A 24,950-nucleotide genomic window follows, 5' to 3' on the forward strand; every position below is an offset into this window, starting at 1 on the left:
TGCGCTCCATCGTACGGGCCGAGGAGGCACGCACGCGTGGAGTAACTGCTGTCCGGTACAACGGGACGCTACACGTCCGTGTTCCCGATCCGGCGAAGAATCTGGTGCCGTTCCGGCGGAATGTCACCGCACGGGCGCGAGATCGCCCTGACTGCCGGACGGGTCGAGATCGTGCACGGCCAGTTCTCATCCCTGAGGAGGAGAAGCTCGGCACGACGGCGGAGCCGGCCGCCGCGCAGGAATCAGCCTCCCCGCCGATTCGCCGGCGCCACGGTCTCCGTAGCGTGGACCCCAGCACGACGGTCGCCGTCCGTAGACGCCGGCCGCCACCTGACGCAGGAGGGCCACCGATGATCGAGGCGCACGACCTCACCAAGCGCTACGGCAGCAAGACCGCCGTGGACCACCTCAGCTTCACGATCCAGCCGGGCACCGTGACCGGCTTCCTGGGCCCGAACGGGGCCGGCAAGTCCACCACGATGCGCATGATCGTGGGTCTCGACCGGCCGACCTCCGGCACGGTGACCGTCAACGGCAGGCCGTACGCCCAGCACCGCTCGCCGCTGAAGGAGGTCGGGGTCCTGCTGGACGCCAAGGCGGTCCACCCCGGCCGCAGCGCCCGGTCGCACCTGCGCACCATGGCCGCCACCCACGGCATCTCCAGCAGGCGGGTGGACGAGGTCATCGAGATGACCGGCCTCTCCGCCGTCGCCGGCAAGCGCGTGGGCGGGTTCTCCCTCGGCATGGGCCAGCGCCTCGGCATCGCCTCCGCGATGCTCGGCGACCCGCGCACCCTGATCCTGGACGAGCCCGTCAACGGCCTGGACCCCGAGGGCGTGAAGTGGGTGCGCACCCTGGTGCGCTACCTCGCGAGCGAGGGCCGTACCGTCTTCCTCTCCTCCCACCTCATGAGCGAGATGGCGCAGACCGCCGACCAGCTGCTGGTCATCGGCCGCGGGAAGATCATCACCGCCGGCCCCGTCCAGGACGTCATCGACTCCGTCACCGGCACCGCCGTGCGCGTGCGCTCCCCGCAGGCCACCGACCTCGCCGAGCGGCTGCGCGCCTCCGGGGCGAGCGTCACCTCCTCCGAGGCCGGCGTCCTCGAGCTCCACGGCGTGAGCGCCGAGCAGGTCGGCGAGACCGCCGCCGCCAACGGCATCGTGCTCCACGAGCTCACGCCGCAGCGCGCGAGCCTCGAGGAGGCCTACATGAACCTCACCCAGGACGCGGTCGAGTACCGCTCCGAGACCCAGTCCGTCCCCACCAGCCCCGCCGCCGCGCAGGAGGCCCGCAAGTGAGCACCACGACCACCAGTCCGACCGCCACACCCGCCCGCCCTCGGGACCACCGCTCTACCGTCGACGCGCGCCTGACCTTCGGCGGCGTCATGCGCGGCGAGTGGATCAAGCTCCTCTCCCTGCGCTCGACGTGGTGGACCCTCGGCATCACCGTCGCCGTCATGGCGCTGCTGGCGCTCGCCCAGGCCTCCTCCGTGAACTACCTGCTCGAGCCGCCCATGGCGCTGCCGGTCGACCAGCTCCACGGCGCGGAGTTCGTCATCGGCGGCTACCAGTTTGGCATGGTGACCATCGGCGTCCTCGGCGCCCTCCTCATCACCGGCGAGTACTCCACCGGCATGATCCGCTCGACGCTCGCCGCGGTCCCCGCTCGCCTCCCGGTGCTCGCCGCCAAGGCCATCGCGCTGGTCGTCGTCACGCTCGTCGTCAGCGTGGTGAGCCTCGTGGCCGCGTACCTGGTGTCGATGCCGTTCCTCTCGGACCACGGCCTGGTCCCCGCGCTCGACGACCCCCTCACCTGGCAGGCGTTCGGCGGCATGGCGTACTTCTTCGTCGTCGCCGCCCTCGTCGCCCTGGGCCTCGGGGCCGTCCTGCGCCACACCGCCGGCACGATCACCGCGGTGCTCGGGCTGCTGCTCCTGCTGCCGATGATCCTGCAGTTCATCAACATCGACTGGGTGCAGGACGTCATGCAGTACCTGCCGCTGAACGCCGCGATGGCCTTCCTCGGCATCAGCGAGTTCTTCGGCGCCAACGAGAACCTCAGCGCCTGGCAGGGGGTGGCCGTCGTCGGCGCCTACGCCGTCGTGGCGCTGGTCGCCGGCGCCTGGTCCCTGCGCCGCCGGGACGCCTGAGGCAGGTGAGCACCGACGCCGGGCGTGCGCCGCAGGATCTTCCTCCGGCGCACGCCGCCGCGTCCTCCCGCGTTCACCTGCCGGATCCTGCGACGTCGGCGGCCGGTGGGGCACCGCCCGCGGCCACGGCCGACGAGGCGGCCGTCCGCCGGGCGGGACCCGTCCGCCGCTTCCTCGCACGGAACCCGCGCATCGTCGACGCGGTCGTGGTCGCCGTCTACCTCCTCCCGGCCCTGGCCGGGGAGGTCCTCCCCCACCTCCTCCTGGCCGACGCCGGACCGGACCCGGTCGAGCAGGGTGCCGTCCTCGCCGTCGTCCTCCTCACGGCGGCGGCCCTGTGGTGGCGCCGCCGGGCGCCCGTGCGCGTGCTCGCCGCGACGGCGGTACTCCTCGCCGTCTCGCTCGCCGTCAGCCAGGACACCTCCGGCGTCGAGATCGCCGGGGTCCTGGCGCTCTACGCCGTCGCCGCCTACCGCCCGGCGTCGACCGCCTGGGGCTGCCTGGCGCTCCTCAACGTCGTCGCCGGCGCCTCGCTCATCCTCTGGCTGGACGTCACGGCCCAGGGAGCCGCGGTGGTCAGCGCGACAACGTCCGACTCCGAGCAGGTCCACGAGGTCAGTCAGCTCCAGACCCTGGTCGTCGTCGAGATCACGGTGCTGGTGCTGTCCATGGTCGCCGTCGCCCTGGGGACGAGCGCCCGCGGCCGGCGTCTCCACGTGGAGAGCCTCCTGGAGCGCACGCGCCAGCTGGTCCTCGAGCGCGACCAGCGCGAGCAGCTCGCCGTCTCCGCCGAGCGCAACCGGATCGCGCGGGAGATGCACGACGTCGTCGCCCACTCCCTCTCGGTCATGATCACGCTGGCCGACGGCGCGTCGGCGGCGATGGCCCGGCGGCCGGACCTCGCCCGCGAGGCGCTCGACCAGCTCGCCGAGACCGGCCGTTCCGCGCTGGCGGACACCCGCCGCATGGTCGGGGTGCTGCGGGAGGACGGCCCGGCGTCGGGAGCCGGCCGCCGCCCGGGCGCCCTCGGCGGCGACGACGCGCCGCTCGCGCCGCAGCCCGCCGCGCACGACATCGCCGACCTCGTCGAGCGGTTCCGCGTCACCGGTCTGCCGGTGCGCCTGAGCGAGTCGGGCCCGCCGCTGCCCGACGACGTCGGCCTGCAGCTCGCCGTGTACCGCATCGTCCAGGAGTGCCTGACCAACGTGCTGCGGTATGCCCGCCTCAGCCCCCGGATCGACGTCGACGTCGCGCGGGTGGACGGCTCCGTCGTCGTCACCGTGGACAATGACTCCGGCAGCGCGGGCGACGCCATGGTCGGCAGCGGCCGGGGCCTCATCGGCATCCGGGAGCGGGCCGCGGTCTACGGCGGGCACGTCGACGCCGGGCCGACACCGACCGGGTGGCGGGTCCGGGCCGAGCTGCACCGGAACGGGGAGGGACGAGCGTGAGCGTGCGCGTGCTGCTGGCGGACGACCAGGCGCTGCTGCGCATGGGGTTCCGGATGGTCCTCGAGGCCGAGGACGACCTGGAGGTGGTCGGTGAGGCGGCCGACGGCGACGCCGCCGTGCGGATGACCGCCGCCCTCTCCCCCGACGTCGTCCTCATGGACGTGCGCATGCCCGGGACCAACGGGCTCGACGCGACCGCGCGCATCGTGGCCGAGCAGCCGGCGTCGAAGGTCCTCATCCTCACGACGTTCGACGTCGACGAGTACGCCTTCGCCGGCCTGCGCGCCGGCGCGAGCGGCTTCCTCCTCAAGGACACCCGCCCCGCCGACCTCGTCCAGGCCATCAGGACCGTCGCGGCCGGTGACGCCGTCGTCTCCCCGCGCGTCACCCGGCGCATGCTGGAGCTGTTCGGGCGGCACCTTCCCGCGGGCCGACCGGGCGGCCCGGACGGGCGAGACCCGCGGCTCGGGCGCCTGACCGCGCGGGAGCTGGAGGTGCTCACCCTGCTCGCGGAGGGGCTGTCCAACGGAGAGATCGCCGAGCGGCTCAGCGTCTCCGAGACCACCGTGAAGACGCACGTGGGCAACGTGCTCTCCAAGCTCGAGCTGCGGGACCGGGTGCAGGCCGTCGTGCTGGCGTACGAGACGGGGCTGGTCCGGCCCGGCTGAGGGGCGAACCGGCCCTGCTGCCGCCTGGCTCAGGGACGCCGAAGGGGCGCCGACAGTCGGTCGGCGCCCCTTCGGCGCGCCCCCGCCTGCGGCGGGGGTTGCTGCCTCTCGGCTACTTCTTGTCGGCGATCGGCGCGCCGGCAGCGGCGGGAGCCGTGTCCTTCGCCGCCGGCTTGCCGCCGGACGCCGCGGCGGCCTCCCACGCGGCGCGCGGGTTCTGCAGCGCGGCGAGGGAGACGAGCTCGCGGCGGAAGAAGAGCGCCTCGGTCCAGTCCGCGAGGATGCGGACCTTCCGCTCGAAGGACGGCATCGCGAGCACGTGGTAGCTGCGGTGCATGAACCAGGCGAGCGGGCCGCGGAACTTGAAGCCCATGATCTGCGCGACACCCTTGTACAGGCCGAGGGAGGCCACGGTGCCGATGTTCTCGTGGCGGTAGTCCTCGGGCTGCTCGCCGCGCAGCACCTTCACGAGGTTCTCGCCCAGGAGCTTGCCCTGGCGCACGGCGTGCTGCGCGGTGGGGGCCGTGGTGGCCTTCGGGTCGGACGCGGTCAGGTCCGGCACGGCGGCGTTGTCGCCGGCCGCCCAGGCGCCCTCGACGACGGTGCCGTCCTCCTGGACCACCTGCAGCTTGGCGTTCGTGCGCACGCGGCCGCGGGCGTCGAGCGGAAGGTCCGTCTCGGCGAGGACCGGGTTGGCCTTGACGCCGGCTGTCCACACGATCGTGTCCGCTCCGAACTTCTCGCCGGTGGAGAGCTCGACGTTCCCGTCGACGCAGGAGTTGAGGAAGGTGTTGAGGTGGATCTCGACGCCGCGCTCGCGCAGCTGCTCGATCGCGTAGCCGCCGAGCTCCTCACCCAGCTCGGGCAGGATCCGGCCGGCGCCCTCGACGATGACGAAGCGCAGGTCGTCCTCGTCGATGGAGTCGTACTCCTTGGTGGCGGCCTTGGCCATGTCCTCGACCTCGCCGATCGCCTCGATGCCGGCGAACCCGCCGCCGACGAAGACGAAGGTCAGCATCCGCCGGCGCTCCTCCGGGTCCCAGGTGGAGGCCGCCTCGGCGAGCTTGTTGAGGACGCGGTTGCGCAGCGCCGTCGCCTCCTCGATGTGCTTGAAGCCGATGGCGTTCTCGGCCAGGCCCGGGATCGGCAGGGTACGGGCGACGGACCCGAGGCCCACGACGAGGTGGTCGTAGGTGACCTCGTAGGCGGGGTCGTCGTTCACCGGCTTGATGACGGCCTTGCGCTCCGCGTGCCGGATCTCCGCGATGGACCCGGTGAGCACGGTGGTGCCCTTGAGCTCACGGCGCAGCGACGTCACGACGTGGCGCGGCTCGATGGAGCCGGCAGCCGCCTCGGGCAGGAAGGGCTGGTACGTCATGTACGGGCGCGGGTCGACGACGGCGATCTCCGCGTCCTGACGACCGATGTACTTGCGCAGCGTCGTGGCCGTGTACAGGCCGATGTAGCCGCCGCCCGCGATGAGGATTCGGGGCGTCCGGCCGCCGTGGAGGACCGGTCGGACCGACCCCTCCCCACGTCCCTGCAGGGACTTGGCAGCGAGAGCGCCGGCACCGGCGAGGGCGGCCACCGAGGTGCTGACGGCGACGGAACGCAGGAAGGATGCCATGCGTTCCATCGTAGGAGTCCTATCCCCCAGAACGCCCTTCGAGCAGGACTTTGGGCCCGTGAGAACGGCCACGTCGGGTGCCCCCAACGGGATTCGAACCCGTACTGGGCCGGGTTTAAGCCGGCTGCCTCTGCCAGTTGGGCTATGGGGGCGCAAGGTCCCATCCTGCCGCACCGGACGACGGCGGTCGCGCACCGTTCCGGGTACGACCGCGGTCGCGTACCGTTCGGGTGCCGGCCCGCCACGCTGCGGCGGCAACTCACGGCAATCCTGGGGTCGCCGCAGGTCCGCGCCCTATCGTGGGCCAGATCCAGGCCGGTCGACGCTGCCCACGCGTGCCCGGCGAGCCAGCGCAGGGAGTACGCACAACGATGAGCACCACGAAGGACGGGGCGAGACCCGGGATCTTCAGCACCTACCGCCGCAAGCTCGAGAACGAGACGTTCGCGGGCATGGTGCTCCTGGCCGGCGCCGTCGTCGCCCTGATCTGGGCCAACTCCCCGTGGCGGGAGAGCTACCAGGCCCTCTCCGGCTACCTGATCGGGCCGGAGGCCCTGCACCTGTCGCTCCCGGTGTCCGGCTGGGCGGCGGACGGGCTGCTGGCGATCTTCTTCTTCGTCGTCGGCCTCGAGCTCAAGACGGAGTTCGTCACCGGGGCGCTGCGGGACATGAAGCTCGCCCTCGTGCCGGTCCTGGCCGCCGTGTTCGGGATGATCGGACCGGCGCTCGTCTACACCGCGGTCCAGGTCGTCTCCGGGTCCGGCCGTTACGAGGGCTGGGCGATACCGGTGGCGACCGACATCGCCTTCGCCGTCGCGGTGCTGGGCATCTTCGGCCGCGGGCTGCCGCCGGCGGTGCGCACGTTCCTGCTCACCCTGGCGGTCGTCGACGACCTGCTGGGCATCACCGTCATCGCGATCTTCTACACCGAGGAGATCCACTTCCTCGCCCTGTTCGGCTCCCTCGCCCTCATCGCCCTCTTCGCGGTGCTCGTCAACCGTCGCGTCACCAGGTGGTGGCTGCTGGTCCCGATCGCGGTCGTGGCCTGGGCGCTCATGCACGCCTCGGGCGTGCACGCCACGATCTCGGGCGTACTGATGGGCCTGACCGTGCCGGCACTCGCCCGCGCCGGCGAGGGGGAGGCGATGACCCACCGGTTCGTGGAGCGCATCCAGCCGTGGTCCGCCGGGCTGGTGCTGCCGATCTTCGCGTTCTTCGCCGCCGGCGTCTCCGTCGTCGACTCCGGCGGTCTGGGCGGGATGCTCGCCGACCCGGTCGCGATCGGCGTCTACGTCGGCCTGCCGATCGGCAAGCTGCTCGGCATCTGGGGCGGCGTCGCCCTCCTGACGAAGCTGACGCGCCTGCGGCTGGGGAACGGCATCGACCTCGCCGACATCTTCCCCGTGGCGATGGTCGCCGGGATCGGGTTCACGGTCTCGCTGCTCATCGCCAGCCTGTCCTTCGACGCCTCCGACCCGGCGTCCGCGCACGCGCGCGTCGCGGTCCTGCTCGGCTCGCTCATCGCCGCCGTGCTGGGCGCGATCTTGCTGCGGGTGCGGGCGGCGGTGCGGGTGCGCGGGCGCGCCGCGCAGCACCCCCGCGGACACGCCTGACGGACAACGCCGGCCGGCGCAGACGGCCGGCCGACCGGCGCCGAGATCCCGACTGACCGAACCGCCCATGACGGGGAAGGTCACTGCTCTCCAGGAGCAGCGGCCTTCCCCGTTGTCGTCCTGCCGCCGCTCAGCGCACGAGCGACAGGGCGATCCCGTCGAGGATGTCGTGCTCGCTCGTCACCACCGGGCCGAGCGCACCGCCGCCGGCCGCGACCTCGGAGGCGACCCGCGCGACGATCTCCGACCAGATCAGGGCCCCCGCCCCGATGACGTCCACCCGGCCCGGGTGCATGAACCCCATGGCGGCACGGTCGGCGTGGGGGGCGTGCAGGAGTGCTGAGCACGAGTTCAGGACCCGGTCGGCCTCCAGGGCGGCGCCGTCGATCGCGGCCGGGTCGTACGCCGGCAGTCGGAGCGCGTGGGCGGTGACCGTGGTGACCGAGCCGGCCAGACCGACGAGCGTGCGGGCCCGCCCGAGCGGGACGACGGCGGAGGCGTCGTCGAGCATGCGGCGCACGTCGGCCCGGGCGGCCTCCTCCTCCTGCGGGGTGGGCGGGTCGGTGCGCAGGTGGCGCTCGGTCAGCCGCACGCAGCCGACGTCCATGGACAGCGCCGCCCGGGGGGTGCCGTCGCCGAGGACGAGCTCGGTGGAGCCGCCGCCGATGTCGACGACGAGGTACGGGCCGGCGTGCGCGGGGTCGAGGACGCTGACGGCGCCGGCGAAGCTCAGCGCTGCCTCCTCCTCGCCGGAGACGACCTCGGGGACCACGCCGAGCGCGTCGCGGACGCCGTCGACGAAGTCCTGCCGGTTCTCCGCGTCCCGGGTGGCCGAGGTGGCGACGAAACGGGTGCGCTCCACGCCGAGGGCGCGGCACTGCGCCGCGTAGTCGCGGGCGGCGGCGAGAGTGCGGTCGAGCGCGGCGGGGTCGAGGCGGCCCGTGCGGTCCACGCCCTGGCCGAGGCGGACGATCTCCATGCGACGCTCGACGTCGGTCAGCCGGTGACCGCCGGTGCCGTCCGGCTCGATGTCGGCGACGAGGAGACGGATGGAGTTGGTGCCACAGTCGATGGCCGCTACACGAGTCACCGGACAACCCTGCCACGGCGCTCCGGGTCGCACCTACGCTGGCCACCATGAGCGAGGAGCGCGCCGTCGCAGCGCTGGAGCAGTCCGGCATCAGCTTCACCGTCACCCGGCACGGGCGGGTCTCCAGCCTCGCAGAGGCTGCCGCCGCACGAGGCGTGGCCCCCTCGGCGATCATCAAGACGCTCGTCGTGCGCCGCGGCGAGGGTGACTACCTCTTCGTCCTCGTGCCCGGCGGTCGCACGATCTCGTGGCCCAAGCTGCGGGCCCTGCTCGGGGTGAACCGGATGTCCATGCCGGACGCCGCCACCGCGAAGGACGTGACCGGCTACGAGCGCGGCACCATCACCCCGTTCGGCGCCACCACCGCATGGCCGGTCATCATGGACGAGACGATCTCGGGAACGGTCTCGATCGGCGCCGGCGCGCACGGTGTCGCGGCTACCGTCGACGCCGACGACGTCGTCACGGCGCTGGGGGCGCAGGTCGCGGACGTCACCGAGCCGGAGTAGCCAGGGGCGCGCGTGCGACGGCCGAGGAGCTCGCCATGGGGCACAGGGTCCGCCGGGGGCTGCTGATCACGACGGCGGCCGGGGCGGCCGCGCTGGTGGCGTTCTTCGTCCTGCTGCGCTCGGGCGGCCCGCGCACGAAGCACGCCGTCGCGCGCTTCAACAAGAGGGTGCTCAACCCCGCCATGCTGCGTCTCGCCGGGCGGCGGCACTGGTACACCTCCGTGCTCCGGCACACCGGACGGCGCTCGGGGCGGGCGTTCGCCACACCGGTCGTGGCGGTGCCGGTCGACGGCGGGTTCGTCGTCCCGCTGCCGTACGGGCAGAAGGTGGACTGGCTGCGCAACGTCCGGGCCGCCGGGCGCGCCGTCCTGACGTGCCGCGGCACCACCTACGACGTGTCCGGGCCGGAGGTGCTGGACGCCGCCGTCGTCATGCCGATGCTCGAGCCGCGGTACCAGCGGGTGTGGCGCCGGTACGACATCGAGCACTTCCTCCGGGTCCGCGCCGTCCCGCGGACGTCGCGCCTGTAGGGCTCGGCACCGGACCGCGTGGTCGCCCGCGGGCGGCGCCGCAATAGGCCCGTCCGCCGCGCACCCTCGGTCCGTCCCGCCGCGAGCCTGCCGTCGCTCCGCGGCGGTCTCAGCCCTCGAGGTGGGCGACGCGGGCACCCCGCCCGCGAACCCGCACCCGGGCCCGCGCACGAAGGGTGATCCCTCCCAGGGCTGCGGAGATCACCGAACCGACGATCACGGCAAACTTCGCGTGGTCGCCCTCCGCGGTCGCCCCGAAGGACAGCTCGGCGATGAGGAGCGAGACGGTGAAGCCGATCCCCGCGAGCATGGCGACGCCGAGCAGGTCGGACAGGTCGACGCCGTGGCCCAGCCGCAGCCGTGTGGTCCTCACCAGCAGCGCGACCCCGCCCCAGATGCCGAGCACCTTGCCGAGCACGAGTCCGGCGACCACACCGATGGTGATGGGGTCACCGAGGATCTCGCTCACGCCGCCGGAGTCGATCACCGACACGCCGGCCGCGAAGAAGGCGAACACCGGGAGCGCGAACCCGGCGGAGATGGGCTGGACGCGCTCCACGAACACGTGGGTCAGCTGCGCCGGGTCACCCCGCCGAAGTCTGGCCGGGACGGTCATTCCGAGCAGCACACCCGCCACCGTGGCGTGGACGCCGGACTCGTGCATGAACACCCACGCGACCACCGCGAGCGGTACGAGCAGCCACCAGTGCAGGACCCGCCTCTGGACGAGGAACCCGAACAGGGCGATCAGGGCCAGCGAGGCCAGCAGGTGGAGCAAGCTGATCTCCTCCGTGTAGAAGACGGCGATGACGGTGATGGCGAGGAGGTCGTCCACCACCGCGAGGGTCAGCAGGAACACCCGCAGCGCCGGGGGCAGCCCGCGGCCGAAGATGCCGAGCAGCGCCACCGCGAACGCGATGTCCGTGGCGGTGGGGATCGCCCATCCGTCCACGGCACCGGAACCTGTGGCGGTCTGGACGGCGACGTAGATCAGCGCTGGCACGGCCATGCCCAGCACGGCGGCGAGCATCGGCAGCAACGCCTCGTCGAGCTTGCGCAGCGAGCCGGTGACGAACTCCGTCTTGAGCTCGAGCCCGACGACGAAGAAGAAGATGGCGAGCAGGCCGTCGGCCGCCCAGGTGGAGAGGGAGAGGTCCAGGTGCAGCGCGGCCGGGCCTACCTCGAGGCCGGCGAGGGCCTGGTAGCTCTCGCGCCACGGCGAGTTCGCCCACAGCAGGGCCAGCAGTGCCGCACCGAGGAGGAGCGAGCCCGCGAACGTCTCGTCCTGCAGGCGGAGCAGGAAGCGGCGACGGGCGCTGTGGGCCGTCGCGGTGGGGATGTGATGGTGCTCCTGCGGCTCGCGGTGCGGCATGCTGCACCCCTTCTGGGTCGGTCGACAAGGACGTTGCCGACCAGACTTCCCGGCGCACCGCGAGCCACCCTACGTGAGGCGCCCCCGCGACGAAAAGGCGCCCGGAGTGTGGCCACGGACACCCGCCACGGTCGTCGTCACGGTCAACCGTCCGGTCACCGCGACGCTCAGCAGGAGCAGCGGTCGGGGCTCCACACCCCTTCGAGCAGGCGCAGCGTCTCGTCACCGAACGGGTTGACGCCCGGCCCGACGGCGAGCGTGTGCCCCAGCAGCGCGTGGAGGCACTTGACGCGGGTCGGCATGCCGCCGGCCGACACGCCGGCGATCTCCTCGACCTCGCCCAGCTCCGCACGGCGGGCGAGGTAGTCCTCGTGCGCCCGCCGGTACCGGGCGGCGAGGTCCTCGTCCGTCCGCAGCCGCTCGTTCATGCCCTCCATGACCTGCTGGGCCTCGAGGGTGCTGGCGGCCTTCACCGCGGGCGGGCAGGTGAGGTAGTACGACGTCGGGAACGGGGTGCCGTCGTCGAGGCGCGGGGCCGTCCGGACCACGAGGGGGCGGCCGCAGACGCAGCGGGCTGCGATCTCCACCACGCCGCGCGGCACCCGTCCGAGCTGCTCGGCGAGGACCTCGAGGTCACGGTCGGTCACGGTGGTGCTCTGGTCGGTCACCGGCCCATTGTCCTACGGCGTCGGGTCCTCGGCGGGCGGGGTCAGGCCGGACGGGTCCTCGTCGCCGACGACGGACTCACCAGCCACCTGCACGGACTCCCAGGTGCGCAGGTACCAGGGTGTCGCCGCGGCGCGCTCGGCGACCCGTTCGGCCGCCTCGGCCTCCGCGGGGCTCTCACCGCCGGTCACGGTCTCCGGGTCGACGACGACGTAGGGCGTCTCCCCCGGCATGACGTAGCCCAGCCGGTCGCGGGCCTGGGCCTGGACGTACTCGGGGTCCTGCCAGCGTGCGAGCTGGCGCTCGAGGTCGGCGTTGCGCTCCTCGGCGTCGGCGACGGCCGCGTTGAGCTCGCGCAGCTGCTCCTGCTGCGCGACGGCAAAGCGCAGCGTCGGCGCCAGCACGGCGAACGCCATGAGCACGACGAGGAAGAGCGCGAGGGCGCGCAAGCTCACGGTCGGGCGCGGCTCTCCGGCGGGGTCCTGCGACCCGAAGGTGACGAAGCGGCGCGGCGTCGCCTCCGCCGTGGGGCGGGGCGGGGTCCTGGCGGCCCTGGACGTGGAGGCCCGCGAGGCGGGGCGGGAGGCGGCGGCGGAACGTGGCGCGGACGCGCGCGGGGCGGCGGGGCGGCCGGCGGACGTGCGCGCCCCCGGCCTGTCGCCGGACCTGCCCGGCGTGCGGGGCTGCGTGGGCCGTCCCGCCTGCGAGCGTGCACCGGCCGCGCGGGGTGCGGCGGGTCGGCGGCTGCTCATGGGCTCCATCGTCTCGCACCGGTACGGCGAACGCCGGGAGCCGCGGCGCGTGAGTCGTCAGGGTGACGAGCTCACGCGCGCGGCTCCCGGCGTCCGGGGCTGCTGCTCAGGCCTGGGCGGCGCGGGGGAAGGCGCTGCGACCGGCGTAGACCGCCGCGTCGTCGAGCTCCTCCTCGATGCGCAGGAGCTGGTTGTACTTGTTGATGCGCTCGCCGCGGGCGGGCGCACCGGTCTTGATCTGGCCGGCGTTCACGGCGACCGAGAGGTCGGCGATGGTGGTGTCCTCGGTCTCGCCGGAGCGGTGGGAGACCATCGCGGTGAAGCCGTTGCGCTGGGCGAGGGTCACGGCGTCGAGGGTCTCGGTCAGGGAGCCGATCTGGTTGAGCTTGACGAGCAGGGAGTTCGCCGCGCGCAGCTCGATGCCCTTGGCCAGGCGCTCGGGGTTGGTGACGAACAGGTCGTCACCGACGATCTGCACCCGGGAGCCGACCTCGGAGACCAGCTGGGCCCAGCTGTCCCACTCGTCCTCGCTCAGCGGGTCCTCGATGGAGACCAGCGGGTAGTCGGCCACGAGCTGCGCGTAGTACGCGACCATCTCCGCCGGCGAGGTGGCCTTGCCCTCGAACTGGTAGGCGCCGTCGGAGAAGAACTCGGTGGACGCGACGTCCAGGGCCAGCGCAATGTCCTCGCCCGGCTTGTAGCCGGCCTTCTCGATGGCCTCGAGGATGAGGTCGAGGGCCTCGCGGTTGGAGCCGAGGTTGGGGGCGAACCCGCCCTCGTCGCCCAGGCCCGTGGCCAGGCCGCGCGACTTCAGCACGGACTTGAGGGAGTGGTACGTCTCGGTCCCCCAGCGCAGCGCCTCCTTGAAGGTGGGCGCGCCGACGGGCGCGACCATGAACTCCTGGATGTCGACGTTGGAGTCCGCGTGCGAGCCGCCGTTGAGGATGTTCATCATCGGCACGGGCAGCAGGTAGGCGTTCGGGCCGCCGACGTAGCGGAAGAGCGGCAGTCCGGCCGACTCGGCGGCGGCCTTGGCGACGGCGAGGGAGACGCCGAGGATGGCGTTCGCGCCGAGCTTGCCCTTGTTGGCGGAGCCGTCGAGGTCGATGAGGGTCTGGTCGATGATGCGCTGCTCGGTCGCGTCGATGCCGAGAACCTCGGGGGCGATCGTGTCGATCACCGCGTCCACGGCGTTCTGCACGCCCTTGCCCAGGTAGCGGGAGTTGTCGCCGTCGCGGCGCTCGACCGCCTCGAACGCGCCGGTGGACGCGCCGGAGGGCACGGCCGCGCGAGCGACGGTGCCGTCCTCGAGCGCGACCTCGACCTCCACGGTGGGGTTGCCGCGCGAGTCAAGGATCTCGCGGGCGCCAACGGCCTCGATGCTGGCCACAGGTACTCCTTCAGTCGGTGGTGTGATGCAGGTTCGCAAACCTCGTCAACCGTAGTACGGGGCAAACCCGACAGCGAGGGACCATCCGCCCGGAGAGGCGCCCGACGGGGTGTGAGCGTCGTCTCGCGGCCGTGCGTGGAGGGTCGCCACGGCGAGGGACGACGGCGGAGCGTGCGGGCCCGGCCGGCTCAGCCTGCCGGGGTGGGGGCCTGCTCGCTCTGCTGGATCCACTCCTTGGCGGTGGGCACGATGACGCCCGACTCGTTGGTCTGGCCGTAGCGCGGGTTCACCGTCAGGTCCGCCTCCTGCAGGGCGGTGCCGAGCTCGGTGAGGATGGACTGGGCGTCCGGGGAGGTGGAGATCTCGTTGTACTGCAGCAGGTAGCGGCCGAGGTCGAGGAACGACCTGGAGTCGACGTCGGGGCGCTCCTGGGCGCCGGAGAGGGCGGCCTGCTCCAGGAAGAAGTTCCGGACCTCGGCGTCCGAGTAGGCGTAGCCCGCCTCGGAGGCGATCGGGTCGAGCAGCTCCGCCTGCACCAGGGTGTTGAGGACGACGACGGGGGTCGTCTCCTGCCCGGTGAGCGCGATGTACTCGACGGTCGCGTCGTCGACGTCGTTCTCGCTGATCGTCGTGCCGTTGACCGTGGCCGCGGTGCCGGGCTGGGCGGCGCAGCCGGCCAGGACGAGCCCGGCCGTGACGAGCGCGGCGGCGTTGCGGACCAGGTGCGTGGGGCGCGTGATGGCCACCGTGAACCTCCGTGTCTCCCGGCGCTGGGCGCGGTCCGGGCTTCCATCTGCTGAACCGCCACCATCGTAGGGGCACCCGGCCGGGACCCCGTGCACGCGTCCGGAAAGCCCGGCTGCCCTGCCGACCAGGCGCTCCGACCACGCCCGCCCGGCCACGCCCTCGCGGAAGTGGCCCCGCGCAGCTGAAGTCGGCCTCGGACCACTTCGTCTGCGCAGAGCCACTGACGCGTCGCGGCGAGGCCGGACGCGAGCCTCAGGCCCGTGCGCGCAGGGCCTCCGCGAGCGCCTCCACGCTCAGGCCGACCCCGCGCAGCCCCAGCCGTCCGGCCAGCTCCACGACCGCCGGCTGTGCCAGCCGGGCCGCCGCCATCGCGGCGGTGTCCTCGAAGATCTCCGCCGCGGCGCCGTCGCGGACCACGCGCCGCTGCGCCATGACCACCACGCGCGTGAAGTGGCGGGCGACGAACTCCATGTCGTGGGTGATCGTCACGACCGCGCGCCCGCGCGCGGCCAGGTGCGCGCCGATCGCGGCGATGCGCTCGAGCCCCGCCCGGTCCTGCCCGGCCGTCGGCTCGTCCAGGACGACGGCGTCCGGGTCCACGGCGAGCACGGACGCGATGGTGACGAACTTGCGCACCGACAGGGGTAGGTCGTGCGGGTTCTCGTCGAGCAGGTCGACCAGCCCGGTCAGCTCCGCAGCCTCCGCGAGGCGGCGCTCCGACTCCGCAGCCTCCAGCCGCAGCCGGCGCAGCCCGTAGCCGATCTCCCGGCGCACGGAGTTGTTGAAGATCTGGTCGTCGGGGTTCTGGAAGACGTACCCGACCCGGCGGGCCACCTGCGCCGCCGTGCGCGTGCGGGTGTCGACGCCGTCCACCCGCACCGTGCCCGACGTCGGCCGCAGCAGCCCGTTCATCAGCTTCACGGTGGTGGTCTTGCCGGCGCCGTTCTGGCCGATCACGGCGACCGACTCCCCCGCGTCGACGGCGAGGGACACCCCCTCGACGGCCAGCGTGCCGCCGGGGTAGCTGAAGGAGACGTCGGAGAGCTCGACGAGCGCCATCAGGCCTCCCCCGCCCGGCGCGGCAGACCGCCGACGGTGCCGTCGTCCCGGTGGGCTCCGCCGTCGGCCGCACTGCCGGCCGTACCGCCGGCAGCACCACCGAGCGCGGCGGCGAGCGCCGCCACGGTGAGCGGGGCGCCGGGGACGTCGACGCCGCGGGTGCGCAACGCCGCCGCCAGCTCGACCGCCTCGGGCAGCAGCGCGCCGTGCGCGGCGGTGCGGGGGTCGGTGAAGACCTCGTGCGGGGTGCCGCCCAGCACCACCTCCCCCGCGTCGAGGACCACCACCTGGTCGGCGTGCTCGGCGACGAGGGACATCTTGTGCTCGACGAGGACCACCGTCCGCCCGGCCTCCTTCATCGCGGCGACGAGCTCGAAGACGTCCTCGGTGGAGCGCGGGTCGAGCTGGCTGGTGGGCTCGTCGATGACCAGCACCGGCTGGTCCATGACGAGGACGGACGCGAGCGCGACGCGCTGCTGCTGGCCGCCCGAGAGCTGGAACGGGTGACGGTCGCGCAGGTCGCCGATCCGGGCGCGCTCCAGCGCCTCCTCCACGCGCTCGCGGATCTGCAGGGCCGGGACGCCGAGGTTGCCGAGCCCGAACGCCAGCTCGTCGTAGACGGTGTCCGTGATGCCGCTCATCTGGGTGAACGGGTTCTGGAAGACGTAGCCGACGGTGCGCGCGAGCTCGTCCTCGTCCGCGGCCGGCACGTCCTGGCCGGCCACGCGGACCGTCCCGGAGAGCTCACCCTTGTAGAAGTGCGGGACGAAACCGCGGATCGCGTTGCACAGAGTCGTCTTGCCGGCGCCGTTCGGCCCGATCACCGCGCACAGCGTGCCGGGCTCGACCGTGAGGGAGACCCCGCGCAGCGTCGCCTCGTCCGCGCCGGGGTAGGTGTACGTGAGGTCCGTGACCTCGACGGTGGCGCTCACAGCACCCACAGCACGATCCTTCCGACGACGGCGACCAGCAGCAGTCCCCACAGCACCGCCCGCAGGGTGCGGTCCCGGCGCGTGTCGACGACGGCGTAGAGCGAGGTGCGCGCCCCCGGGAGCGTGAAGCCCCGGGACTGCAGCGCCAGCGCCTTCTCCTCCACGGACAGGATGGAGCTGAGGATGAGGGGCACGAGCGTGGGCACGAAGGCGCGGGTGCGCACGAACCAGTTGGCGTCGGTCTCCACGCCGCGGGCGCGCTGGGCGTCCAGGATGGCGTCCATCTGCTTGCGCATCTCGGGGATGAGGTTGAGCGCCGCGACGACGACGTAGGTGGCCTTGGGCGGCACGCGCCGACGCTCGAGCTCGAGCATGACCCGGCGGCGGGTGCTGAGCTGGACGGCGAGCACGAGCGGGGTGCCCACCCCGAGGATGCGGGCGGCGAAGGTCACCCCGCGCTCCACGCCCTCGAGCGTGACGTCGAGGATCCAGGCGCTGGCCAGCACGGTGGGCCCGCCGATGAACAGTCCCTGCAGCGCGACGATCACGGCGCTGAGCAGCAGCACCGTGGAGCCCCAGGCCCTGAGGAACTGGCCCAGCCGGCCGGCCGCACCGGCGATCACCAGCGACACGAGGACCACCGCGCCGACGGACCACCAGCCGAACAGCTGGGAGATCACCGCGAGGACGAGCCCCAGCACCGCGACGCTGGTCGGGTTCAGGTCCCGGACCCGGTTGGCCTCGGTGACCAGCTCGACCCCCGGCGGAAGGGTGGCGGGTGCGGCCGGACTGTTCTCCGCCGTCGTCACGACACGGTGCTCGCGGCGCCCCGAGTCTTCTTCTTTCGCGCGTCGACGAAGATCTCGCCGTTCGGGAAGCGCAGAAGCGCCCGGTTGGAGAGCGAGCGCACGACCAGCGTCGCGATGCCCACGGACAGGAACTTGTCGACGAGCTCCGCCGGGGTGTGCGAGGCGACGATCGCCCAGAAGAGCGGCAGGTCGGAGTAGTCGTTGATCGCTCCGGTGAGGATGGAGACGCCCGACGTGGTGAAGCCGCCGTACAGGTAGTAGCTGAGCAGCACCGAGACGGCCACGGAGATGATCGTGACGAGGAGCGCGCTGAGAGCGGCTCGACCCCAGGTGACGAACATGCCGCGGCGGGCGAGCCAGCCGACGAGGAAGCCCATCGCGGCGGCGAGGACGGACCACGGAGCCATGGTGGGGTCACCGACGGAGAGCAGCAGCACGCTGAGAGCGCCGGTCACCAGGCCGATCCACGGGCCGGCCAGCATCGCCACGAGGAACGTGCCGATCGAGTCGAGGAAGATCCACAGCTGCAGGGTCTTGGCGAGCTGACCGCCGACGACGTTGATCGCGATGGCCACCGGGATCAGCAGGATGGCCATGAGCGTGAAGTCACGCCTGATCGATGCACCGAGACCCATGTCCGAGCTCCTTCGTCCGGCCCGCGGACGAACCACGGGCACCCCCGGTCTCGCACCTGAGGGTGCCACAGGGTCCCGCGCGACGGGCCGGCTTCGCAAGCAGGCGCGGCGGCCGTCACCGGATCGAGACCGGCGCAGACCCGCACGGTCCGCGACGCGGCCGGCACCGGCCCGTCAGAAGCCACCCCGATCGGCCCCGCGGACCCGCCGGGACCGGTCATGATGGCTGCCCACCACGGCCGGGCGCGAGGGCCCGGGCCCGACGAGTGCGGAGGTGCCATGGCAGGTGAGGTGCGTCGTCGCATGGTCGTCGTCCACCCCTCGCCGGACGTGTACGGCTCCGACCGACAGCTCCTCGAGAGCGTCGCGGGACTGGTGGCGGACGGCTGGGAGGTCGAGGTGGTCCTCCCCGCCGAGGGCCCCCTGTCTCCCCTCCTCCTCGAGCGCGGGGCGATCGTGCGCGTCCACGCCTTTCCGGTGCTGCGCAGGGCCCTGCTGCGCCCCCGGGCGCTGGCGCAGCTCGTCCTCCGCTCCCCCGTGACCGTCTGGCGCCTGCGTGGCCGGCTCCGCGCCTCCGGTGCGGCCGCCGTCTACGTCAACACCCTCACGATCCCGCTGTGGCTCGTCGCCGCCAGGCTCGCCGGGGTCCCGACGCTCTGCCACAGCCACGAGGCGGAGCGGCTGGCGCGGCCGGTCCAGCTCGCGCTGACGGCGCCGCTGCTGCTCGCCGACCGCGTCATCGCCAACAGCGAATCCACGCGGGCGGTCCTCACGGGCACGGTCCCCCGCCTCACCGCACGCACGGTGGTGGTCCACAACGGCGTGCCGGACCCCGGTCCGCCCGCGCCGCTGCGACGGCGGCGTCCCGAGGACGATCTCAGGCTCGTGCTCGTCAGCCGGCTCTCGCCCCGCAAGGGCGTGCACGTGGCCCTGGAGGCGCTGACGCTCCTGCGCGGGCAGGGACGCCGGGCGACCCTCGAGATCTGCGGCAGCACGTTCCCGGGGTACGAGTGGTACGAGCGCGAGCTCCGCGCCCGGGCCGACCGGCCCGACCTGGCGGGCGCGGTGACGTTCCACGGCTACGTCGCTGAGACCCGTGAGGTGCTGGACGCCGCCGACGTCGTTCTCGTGCCCTCGTTCGGCGAGTCCTTCGGCAACGTGGCGGTGGAGGGCATGCTCGCCGGCCGCCCGGTGGTCGCCTCGGACGTGCAGGGGCTCGCCGAGGTCCTCGACGACGGCCGCACGGGCCTGCTCGTGGAGCCGGGGTCGGCCGAGGCGCTGGCCGCCGCTGTCGCGTCCCTCGCGGACGACGCCGACCTCGCCGCCCGGCTCGCCGCGGCCGCGCGGCAGGAGGCCACGTCACGGTTCGCGACCGCCGAGTACCGGGCCCGGGTCTCCACGCTCGCCCGCCTGGTCGCCCGGACCGGGGGACGCGGTCAGCGGCGCCCCGGCAGGCGGAGGTGGCGGAACCGCGGCGAGTAGCCGGAACCGTCGATCACCTCGAGCCAGCCGGCGCGGTTGAGGGTGTGCAGCCGGCGCCCCGGCCACTGCGGTCCCGGCCCGAGCCTGGCGACGACGCGCTGTTCGAACGCCTCGTCGTCGAGCCGGGTGATCTCCGCCAGCGCGAGGGCGGCACCGTACCCGCCGCGCCCGTCCTGGACGGGCCGGACGAGCCGGCCGCCGCGGGACACCACCCTCCCCGCCGGGCGGGCGGAGGAGATGTCGACGAGCACCGGGTTGGCCGCGTGCGGCCGCCACGGCCCCTGGAGCCGGTCGGCGGACCACAGGTGCAGCGCGTCGGAGTAGGAGCCACCGTCCCTTACGGTCGCGCTGAGCCACCAGCGGCCGCGGTGCCGGAAGGCGGTCGCGTCGCTGACCTCGCCCCCCTCGAGCAGCACCTCCTCCAGGGACCAGCCCTCCGGGAAGCCGCCCGCCCGGTACAGCTCGACCGTCCCGGCGGCCGAGGTCTCCGGGATCATCCAGAACTCGCCGTGCTCGTGCAGGACGAACGGGTAGGACAGGTGCACCGCGTGCTCCAGCACGGGCCGCGGGACGCCGGCCGGGCCGTCGTCGGTGAACTCCACGACCGAGACCACCCCGCGCCCGAGCCCGTGGTCGAAGTCCTCGACGAACAGGTACGTCCGGCCGTCGACGGCGAGCGGGAAGGGGTCGGCGTAGAAGTGCTGCCCGTCGTCCGGCAGCTCGTGCCAGCCCCCGGGCGGGTGCGCGCCCAGGTCGAGGACGTCCGGACCGTCCACCCGGCGCCAGCCCACGCGCCAGTGCGGCGCACGGTAGAGCTGGCGGTAGACGCGGTGCACGGCGGCGCGCAGCACCGACCTGGCCGCGTGCGACGTCGCCCGTCCGGGGCGGAGCTCCGGCGACTCTCCGTCGGCGGGCAGGTCCGGCGCGGCGGGGCGCCCGGCGCCGGGCCGCGGACCGTCGAGGGCCGCGAGGACGAGCTGCGTGCAACGCGCCAGGAGATCCTCGAAGGCGGCGACCACCACGCCCGGCGTCTCGCTGCCGGGACGTCCCGCGGCGAGCGTGCGGCCCGCCGCGAGGTCGACCACCCGCACGACCGGGGGCCGGCCCGCCAGCAGCGCGGCCAGCGCGGCCTCCTCCCCGGCTCCGCCGTCGAACGTCAGGTGCCACGTGCGGACACCGTCGTCCCGAGCGTCCGGGCCGTCCCGCGCGTCGCCGTCCGCACCGCCGGCGAGGTCCAGCACGACGTCGGCACGCGAGTCCCCGTCGAGGTAGGGACGCAGGGCGCCCCCGTCCACCGGTGCGGCGCGCCCGACCGGGAGCCCGTGCAGCCTCCGCTCGAGGAGGAGGAGCCGCTCGACCTCCGCCGACGGCGGCCCGGACGGACCGTCGCCCCACCGGACGGTGACCTCCAGGTCGGGTCGGCGCGCCAGCTCGGCGACCAGCTCGTGGTGCCAGCGGCGCAGCGCGCGCGGGTCGAGCCGGACCTGGAGTCGCACGCGCTCACCTCGGCTCTCGTACGCCGCCCGCACCTCTCGTGCGCGGACCGCGGGCGGGACCGGGCCGGGCGGGACCCGGCCGGCGGGACCGTCATGCTAGCCACGCCCGAGGCCGCGCCGAGGCTCTTTGACGCCGAGGGGCGCCCGGACGCTACGCCGTCGTCCCGACCTTCGCCGCAGCGGCGACGGACGCCTTGAGGACCGACTCGATGAGCTCGTCCACCCACTCCAGCAGGGCGGCGTCACGCAGCGGCCTCCCCCCGAGCTTCGCCGTCATCGGGAACGGCACGAGGATCGCGCGCACCGCCGGCTTGAGCACGGTGCCCGGGTAGAGCCGCTTGAGCCGCAGCTCGGCGGACTCCGGCAGCTCGACCGGGGCGAAGCGCAGGTACTTGCCCTGGGCGGTGATGTCGGCGAGCCCCACCGAGCGTGCCTTCTCGCGCAGCGCGGAGACGGCGAAGAGGCGCTCGACCGGCTCGGGCACAGGCCCGTACCGGTCCGTCAGCTCCTCGCGCACCGCCTGGATCGACGCCTCGTCCCCGGCCGCGGCGATCTTGGCGTAGGCCTCCAGGCGCAGGCGCTCGTGGGCGATGTAGTCGTGCGGGACGTGGGCGTCGATCGGCAGCTCGACCTTCACGTCGGCCTTCTCCGTCTCCTTCTCGCCGCGGAACTCCGCGACGGCGTCGGACACCATCCGCACGTACAGGTCGAACCCGACCCCGGCGATGTGCCCGGACTGCTCGCCGCCGAGCAGGTTCCCGGCGCCGCGGATCTCCAGGTCCTTCATGGCCACCTGGATGCCGGCGCCGAGGTCGGTGTGCGCGGCGATCGTGGCGAGCCGGTCGTGCGCGGTCTCGGTCAGCGGCTTCTCCGTGGGGTAGAAGAAGTACGCGTACGCCCGCTCGCGCCCGCGGCCCACACGCCCGCGCAGCTGGTGCAGCTGAGACAGGCCGAGCTGGTCGGCCCGCTCCACCACGAGGGTGTTCGCGTTGGAGATGTCCAGGCCGGTCTCGACGATCGTGGTGCAGACCAGGACGTCGAACTCCTTGTTCCAGAAGTCCTGGATGACCTTCTCCAGCTGGTGCTCGCCCATCTTGCCGTGGGCGACGGCGACGCGCGCCTCCGGCACCAGCTCGGCCAGGCGGGCGGCGGCCTTGTTGATGGAGGAGACGCGGTTGTGCACGTAGAAGACCTGGCCCTCGCGCAGCAGCTCGCGGCGGATCGCCGCCGCGACCTGCTTCTCCTCGTACGCGCCCACGAAGGTCAGCACGGGGTGCCGCTCCTCGGGCGGGGTGGCGAGGGTGGACATCTCGCGGATGCCGGTGATCGCCATCTCGAGGGTCCGCGGGATCGGCGTGGCGGACATCGCGAGGACGTCGACGTTGGTGCGCAGCTGCTTGAGCGTCTCCTTGTGCTCGACGCCGAAGCGCTGCTCCTCGTCGACGATGACCAGGCCGAGGTCCTTGAACCGCACCTCGCCGGTCAGGAGGCGATGGGTGCCGATGACCACGTCGATCTTGCCGGAGCGCACCCCCTCCTTGACGTCGGCGGCCTCGGCGTCGGACTGGAAGCGCGAGAGCGCGCGGACCGTGACCGGGAAGCCGGCGTAGCGCTCGGAGAAGGTGTCCAGGTGCTGCTGGACCAGGAGCGTCGTCGGGACGAGGACGGCCACCTGCTTGCCGTCCTGGACCGCCTTGAACGCCGCGCGCACCGCGATCTCGGTCTTGCCGTAGCCGACGTCGCCGCTGATGAGGCGGTCCATCGGGTACGGCTTCTCCATGTCCGCCTTGACCTCCTCGATCGTGACCACCTGGTCGGGGGTCTCGATGTAGGGGAAGGCGTCCTCCAGCTCGCGCTGCCAGGGGGTGTCCTGGGCGAAGGCGTGGCCCTTGGTGGACATGCGGGCGGCGTACAGGCGGATGAGCTCGGCGGCGATCTTCTTGACCGCCTTCTTCGCCGAGGCCTTGGTCTTCGCCCAGTCCGAGCCGCCCATCTTGCTCAGCGTCGGGGCCTCGCCGCCGGTGTACTTCGTCACCTGGTCGAGGGAGTCGGTGGGCACGAAGAGCCGGTCGCCGGGCTGACCCCGCTTGGAGGAGGCGTACTCGATGACGAGGTACTCCCGCGTGGTCGCGTCCCGGCCCGAGCCGACCGTGCGCTGGACGAGCTCGACAAAGCGCCCGACACCGTGCTGCTCATGGACCACGTAGTCCCCGGCGCGCAGCGCGAGGGGGTCGACGACGTTGCGCCGCTTCGACGGCATGCGCCGCATGTCGCGGGTGGAGGTGCCCGCGCGGCCGGTGATGTCCGCCTCGGCGACCAGGGCGAACTTCAGCTCCGGGGCGACGAAGCTGCGCCCCGACGCGGCGGTGGTCACCAGGACCACGGCCGCGGGCGGCTCCTCGGGGACGTTCTCGACGAGCCGGGCGGGCACGTCACCAGCGGCGAGCTGCTCGCTCATGCGCCGGGCGGGACCGGGGCCCTCGGTGGTGAGGACGAGGCGCCAGCCCTGGTGGACGAGGTCGGCGAGGTCCTTGAGCGCGCGCTCGACGTCGCCGTTGTAGCGCTCGACGTCGCGGGCCCCGACCGCGAGCGCGGACCCGGTGGTCGCCGGGGCCTCGTCCGCCCCGGCCAGCTCGGGGTCGGAGAGCTCGACGTCGGTGGGGAGGGCGGAGAAGGACCACCACCCGAGCCCGCGGGTCAGCGCGAGGGCGCGGGCCTCGGCGAGCTGGGCGAAGGAGGCGGCGCGCAGGTCGAGCGGGGTCTTCCCGCCCTGCGCGGCGGACGCCCACGCGGCGGCGAGGAACTCCTCGGTCGTGGCCACGAGGTCGTGGGCGCGGCGCCGCACCCGCTCGGGGTCGGACAGGACGACGAGCGAGGAGTCGGGGACGAGGTCGAGCACCGGCTGCATGCCGTCGACGAGCACCGGCGCGAGGGACTCCATGCCCTCGACGGCGATGCCCTGGCTCATCCGCTCGAGCATGTCCGCGGCGCCGGGCAGGTCCTCCACCAGCCGGGCCGCACGCTCGCGCACCTTCTCGGTCAGGAGCAGCTCGCGGCACGGCGGGGCCCACAGGCCGTGCTCGGCGATCTCGAGGGAGCGCTGGTCGGCGACGGCGAACCAGCGGATCTCCTCGACCTCGTCGCCCCAGAACTCCAGGCGCATCGGGTGGGACTCGGTGGGCGGGAAGACGTCGAGGATGCCGCCGCGCACGGCGAACTCGCCGCGCCGCTCGACCATGTCCACGCGCGTGTACGCGGCGGCGGCGAGGTCGGCGGCCACCTGCTCGAGGTCGGCCTCCTGGCCGACGGCGAGGGAGACGGGCTCGAGCTCGCCGAGCCCCTGCACGACCGGCTGCAGGAGGGCGCGCACGGGCATGACGAGCACCTTGATCTCGCCGGACTGCCCGCCGTCGGCGGTGGGGTGCGCGAGCCGGCGCAGCACGGCGAGGCGCCGGGCGACGGTGTCGCTGCGGGGCGAGAGGCGCTCGTGCGGGAGGGTCTCCCAGGCGGGGAAGACGGCGACGTCGTCGTCGGGCAGGAAATGGCGCAGCGCGGCGGCGGCCTCGTCGGCCTCGCGGCCGGTCGCGGTGACCACCACGAGGGGGCGGCCGGTGGCGGTGAGCTCCGCGGCGAGGGGCGCACGCACACCGAGCGGGACGTTGACGTGCAGCAGGGGCGGCAGGACCGGTTCGCGCGCCAGCCTGACGGCATCGGCGATCGCGGGGTCGCGGCGCAGCAGCGGGAGAAGTCCGGTGAGCTTCATGGGTCCTTCGTGACGGACGACGGCGGAGGGCGCGCCGCGGCGTCGTCCCCGGACCGGCGGGTGCCGGAGGCGGCGTGGGCAGCACGCGAGCCCCGCGTCCGGGAGGAGACGGGGTCCGCGGGAAGTCTACGTCGCGGCGGGCGGGGCTGCTCAGGCGGGTCCCGGTCGGTCGGTGAGAGCTGGCGTCACCCTCGCGGGACCCGG

General features: G+C 73.5%; 21 protein-coding genes and 1 tRNA gene. 8 read left to right on the forward strand and 14 right to left on the reverse strand.

The annotated features are described in order from the left end of the window. Positions 1-350 precede the first annotated feature (350 nt). From ATJ97_RS06315 to ATJ97_RS06330, 4 genes are read left to right on the forward strand one after another with little or no spacing between them, the layout of a single operon-like run. Positions 351-1,301: an ABC transporter ATP-binding protein gene (locus ATJ97_RS06315; RefSeq protein ID WP_098483008.1), complete on the forward strand. Its 951-nt coding sequence runs from the start codon at positions 351-353 to the stop codon at positions 1,299-1,301. Continuing rightward, positions 1,298-2,155, forward strand: a complete 858-nt coding sequence (locus ATJ97_RS06320) for an ABC transporter permease subunit (RefSeq protein ID WP_098483009.1) — start codon at positions 1,298-1,300, stop codon at positions 2,153-2,155. Before ATJ97_RS06315 ends, ATJ97_RS06320 begins: the two co-directional genes overlap by 4 nt. 5 nt (positions 2,156-2,160) lie before the next feature. Next, positions 2,161-3,606 (forward strand): sensor histidine kinase, encoded by a 1,446-nt coding sequence (locus ATJ97_RS06325; protein ID WP_098483010.1) that lies wholly within the window; start codon positions 2,161-2,163, stop codon positions 3,604-3,606. After that, on the forward strand, positions 3,603-4,274 hold the full coding sequence (locus ATJ97_RS06330) for a response regulator (protein ID WP_281254927.1): 672 nt from the start codon (positions 3,603-3,605) through the stop codon (positions 4,272-4,274). Before ATJ97_RS06325 ends, ATJ97_RS06330 begins: the two co-directional genes overlap by 4 nt. A gap of 112 nt (positions 4,275-4,386) precedes the next feature. Here ATJ97_RS06330 and ATJ97_RS06335 read toward each other — a convergent pair whose 3' ends face one another. Then, complete coding sequence (locus ATJ97_RS06335) at positions 4,387-5,901, reverse strand: NAD(P)/FAD-dependent oxidoreductase (RefSeq protein WP_098485278.1); 1,515 nt, start codon at positions 5,899-5,901, stop codon at positions 4,387-4,389. A gap of 78 nt (positions 5,902-5,979) precedes the next feature. Further along, a tRNA-Leu gene (locus ATJ97_RS06340) sits at positions 5,980-6,053 on the reverse strand. A 219-nt stretch (positions 6,054-6,272) separates the two neighbouring features. On the opposite strand from ATJ97_RS06340, the gene nhaA (ATJ97_RS06345) reads away from it, so the two are divergent. Continuing rightward, a complete protein-coding gene (nhaA, locus tag ATJ97_RS06345) occupies positions 6,273-7,514 on the forward strand; it encodes a Na+/H+ antiporter NhaA (protein ID WP_098483012.1) in 1,242 nt (413 codons plus the stop codon). A 130-nt stretch (positions 7,515-7,644) separates the two neighbouring features. Here nhaA (ATJ97_RS06345) and ATJ97_RS06350 read toward each other — a convergent pair whose 3' ends face one another. Further along, positions 7,645-8,604, reverse strand: coding sequence for a Ppx/GppA phosphatase family protein (locus ATJ97_RS06350; protein WP_098483013.1), 960 nt, complete (start codon positions 8,602-8,604; stop codon positions 7,645-7,647). A 47-nt stretch (positions 8,605-8,651) separates the two neighbouring features. Here ATJ97_RS06350 and ATJ97_RS06355 point away from each other — a divergent pair, with 47 nt between their 5' ends. Then, positions 8,652-9,113: an aminoacyl-tRNA deacylase gene (locus ATJ97_RS06355; RefSeq protein WP_098483014.1), complete on the forward strand. Its 462-nt coding sequence runs from the start codon at positions 8,652-8,654 to the stop codon at positions 9,111-9,113. 35 nt (positions 9,114-9,148) lie between these two features. After that, on the forward strand, positions 9,149-9,643 hold the full coding sequence (locus tag ATJ97_RS06360; protein WP_143426886.1) for a nitroreductase/quinone reductase family protein: 495 nt from the start codon (positions 9,149-9,151) through the stop codon (positions 9,641-9,643). Between the two features lie 109 nt (positions 9,644-9,752). On the opposite strand, the gene nhaA (ATJ97_RS06365) is transcribed toward ATJ97_RS06360, so the two are convergent. From nhaA (ATJ97_RS06365) to ATJ97_RS19685, 9 genes are all read right to left on the reverse strand, one after another. Then, entirely contained in the window at positions 9,753-11,015 is a 1,263-nt protein-coding gene (gene nhaA / locus ATJ97_RS06365; RefSeq protein ID WP_098483015.1) for a Na+/H+ antiporter NhaA, read from the reverse strand. Positions 11,016-11,182: 167 nt separating this feature from the next. Then, entirely contained in the window at positions 11,183-11,683 is a 501-nt protein-coding gene (locus tag ATJ97_RS06370) for a DUF501 domain-containing protein (RefSeq protein WP_098483016.1), read from the reverse strand. Between the two features lie 12 nt (positions 11,684-11,695). Continuing rightward, the gene (locus tag ATJ97_RS06375) at positions 11,696-12,433 is read right to left on the reverse strand and encodes an FtsB family cell division protein (RefSeq protein ID WP_143426887.1); all 738 of its coding nucleotides are present in this window, start codon (positions 12,431-12,433) and stop codon (positions 11,696-11,698) included. Positions 12,434-12,539: 106 nt separating this feature from the next. Beyond that, entirely contained in the window at positions 12,540-13,823 is a 1,284-nt protein-coding gene (eno, locus tag ATJ97_RS06380) for a phosphopyruvate hydratase (protein ID WP_098483018.1), read from the reverse strand. Between the two features lie 188 nt (positions 13,824-14,011). After that, complete coding sequence (locus tag ATJ97_RS06385; RefSeq protein ID WP_098483019.1) at positions 14,012-14,569, reverse strand: SurA N-terminal domain-containing protein; 558 nt, start codon at positions 14,567-14,569, stop codon at positions 14,012-14,014. 253 nt (positions 14,570-14,822) lie between these two features. Beyond that, a complete protein-coding gene (locus ATJ97_RS06390) occupies positions 14,823-15,629 on the reverse strand; it encodes an energy-coupling factor ABC transporter ATP-binding protein (protein ID WP_098483020.1) in 807 nt (268 codons plus the stop codon). After that, positions 15,629-16,570, reverse strand: a complete 942-nt coding sequence (locus ATJ97_RS06395) for an energy-coupling factor ABC transporter ATP-binding protein (RefSeq protein WP_211287066.1) — start codon at positions 16,568-16,570, stop codon at positions 15,629-15,631. The genes ATJ97_RS06390 and ATJ97_RS06395 overlap by 1 nt, the downstream gene beginning before the upstream one ends. Further along, entirely contained in the window at positions 16,558-17,370 is an 813-nt protein-coding gene (locus tag ATJ97_RS06400; RefSeq protein WP_170037159.1) for an energy-coupling factor transporter transmembrane component T, read from the reverse strand. The genes ATJ97_RS06395 and ATJ97_RS06400 overlap by 13 nt, the downstream gene beginning before the upstream one ends. Then, positions 17,367-18,005 carry an ECF transporter S component gene (locus tag ATJ97_RS19685; protein WP_170037162.1) on the reverse strand — a complete coding sequence of 213 codons (639 nt, stop codon included), beginning with the start codon at positions 18,003-18,005 and terminating at the stop codon, positions 17,367-17,369. The genes ATJ97_RS06400 and ATJ97_RS19685 overlap by 4 nt, the downstream gene beginning before the upstream one ends. A gap of 279 nt (positions 18,006-18,284) precedes the next feature. Here ATJ97_RS19685 and ATJ97_RS06405 point away from each other — a divergent pair, with 279 nt between their 5' ends. Continuing rightward, on the forward strand, positions 18,285-19,487 hold the full coding sequence (locus ATJ97_RS06405; protein WP_098483023.1) for a glycosyltransferase family 4 protein: 1,203 nt from the start codon (positions 18,285-18,287) through the stop codon (positions 19,485-19,487). Here the strand turns inward: ATJ97_RS06405 and ATJ97_RS06410 are convergent. Both ATJ97_RS06410 and mfd read right to left on the reverse strand, forming a co-directional pair. Next, a complete protein-coding gene (locus tag ATJ97_RS06410) occupies positions 19,442-20,983 on the reverse strand; it encodes a glucosamine inositolphosphorylceramide transferase family protein (RefSeq protein WP_098483024.1) in 1,542 nt (513 codons plus the stop codon). The two genes, ATJ97_RS06405 and ATJ97_RS06410, sit on opposite strands and share 46 nt — an antisense overlap. Positions 20,984-21,134: 151 nt before the next feature. Continuing rightward, positions 21,135-24,746: a transcription-repair coupling factor gene (mfd, locus tag ATJ97_RS06415; protein WP_098483025.1), complete on the reverse strand. Its 3,612-nt coding sequence runs from the start codon at positions 24,744-24,746 to the stop codon at positions 21,135-21,137. Between the last annotated feature and the right edge of the window lie 204 nt (positions 24,747-24,950).

Origin of the sequence: Georgenia soli (assembly GCF_002563695.1) — a bacterium.
GTDB lineage: Bacteria > Actinomycetota > Actinomycetes > Actinomycetales > Actinomycetaceae > Georgenia > Georgenia soli.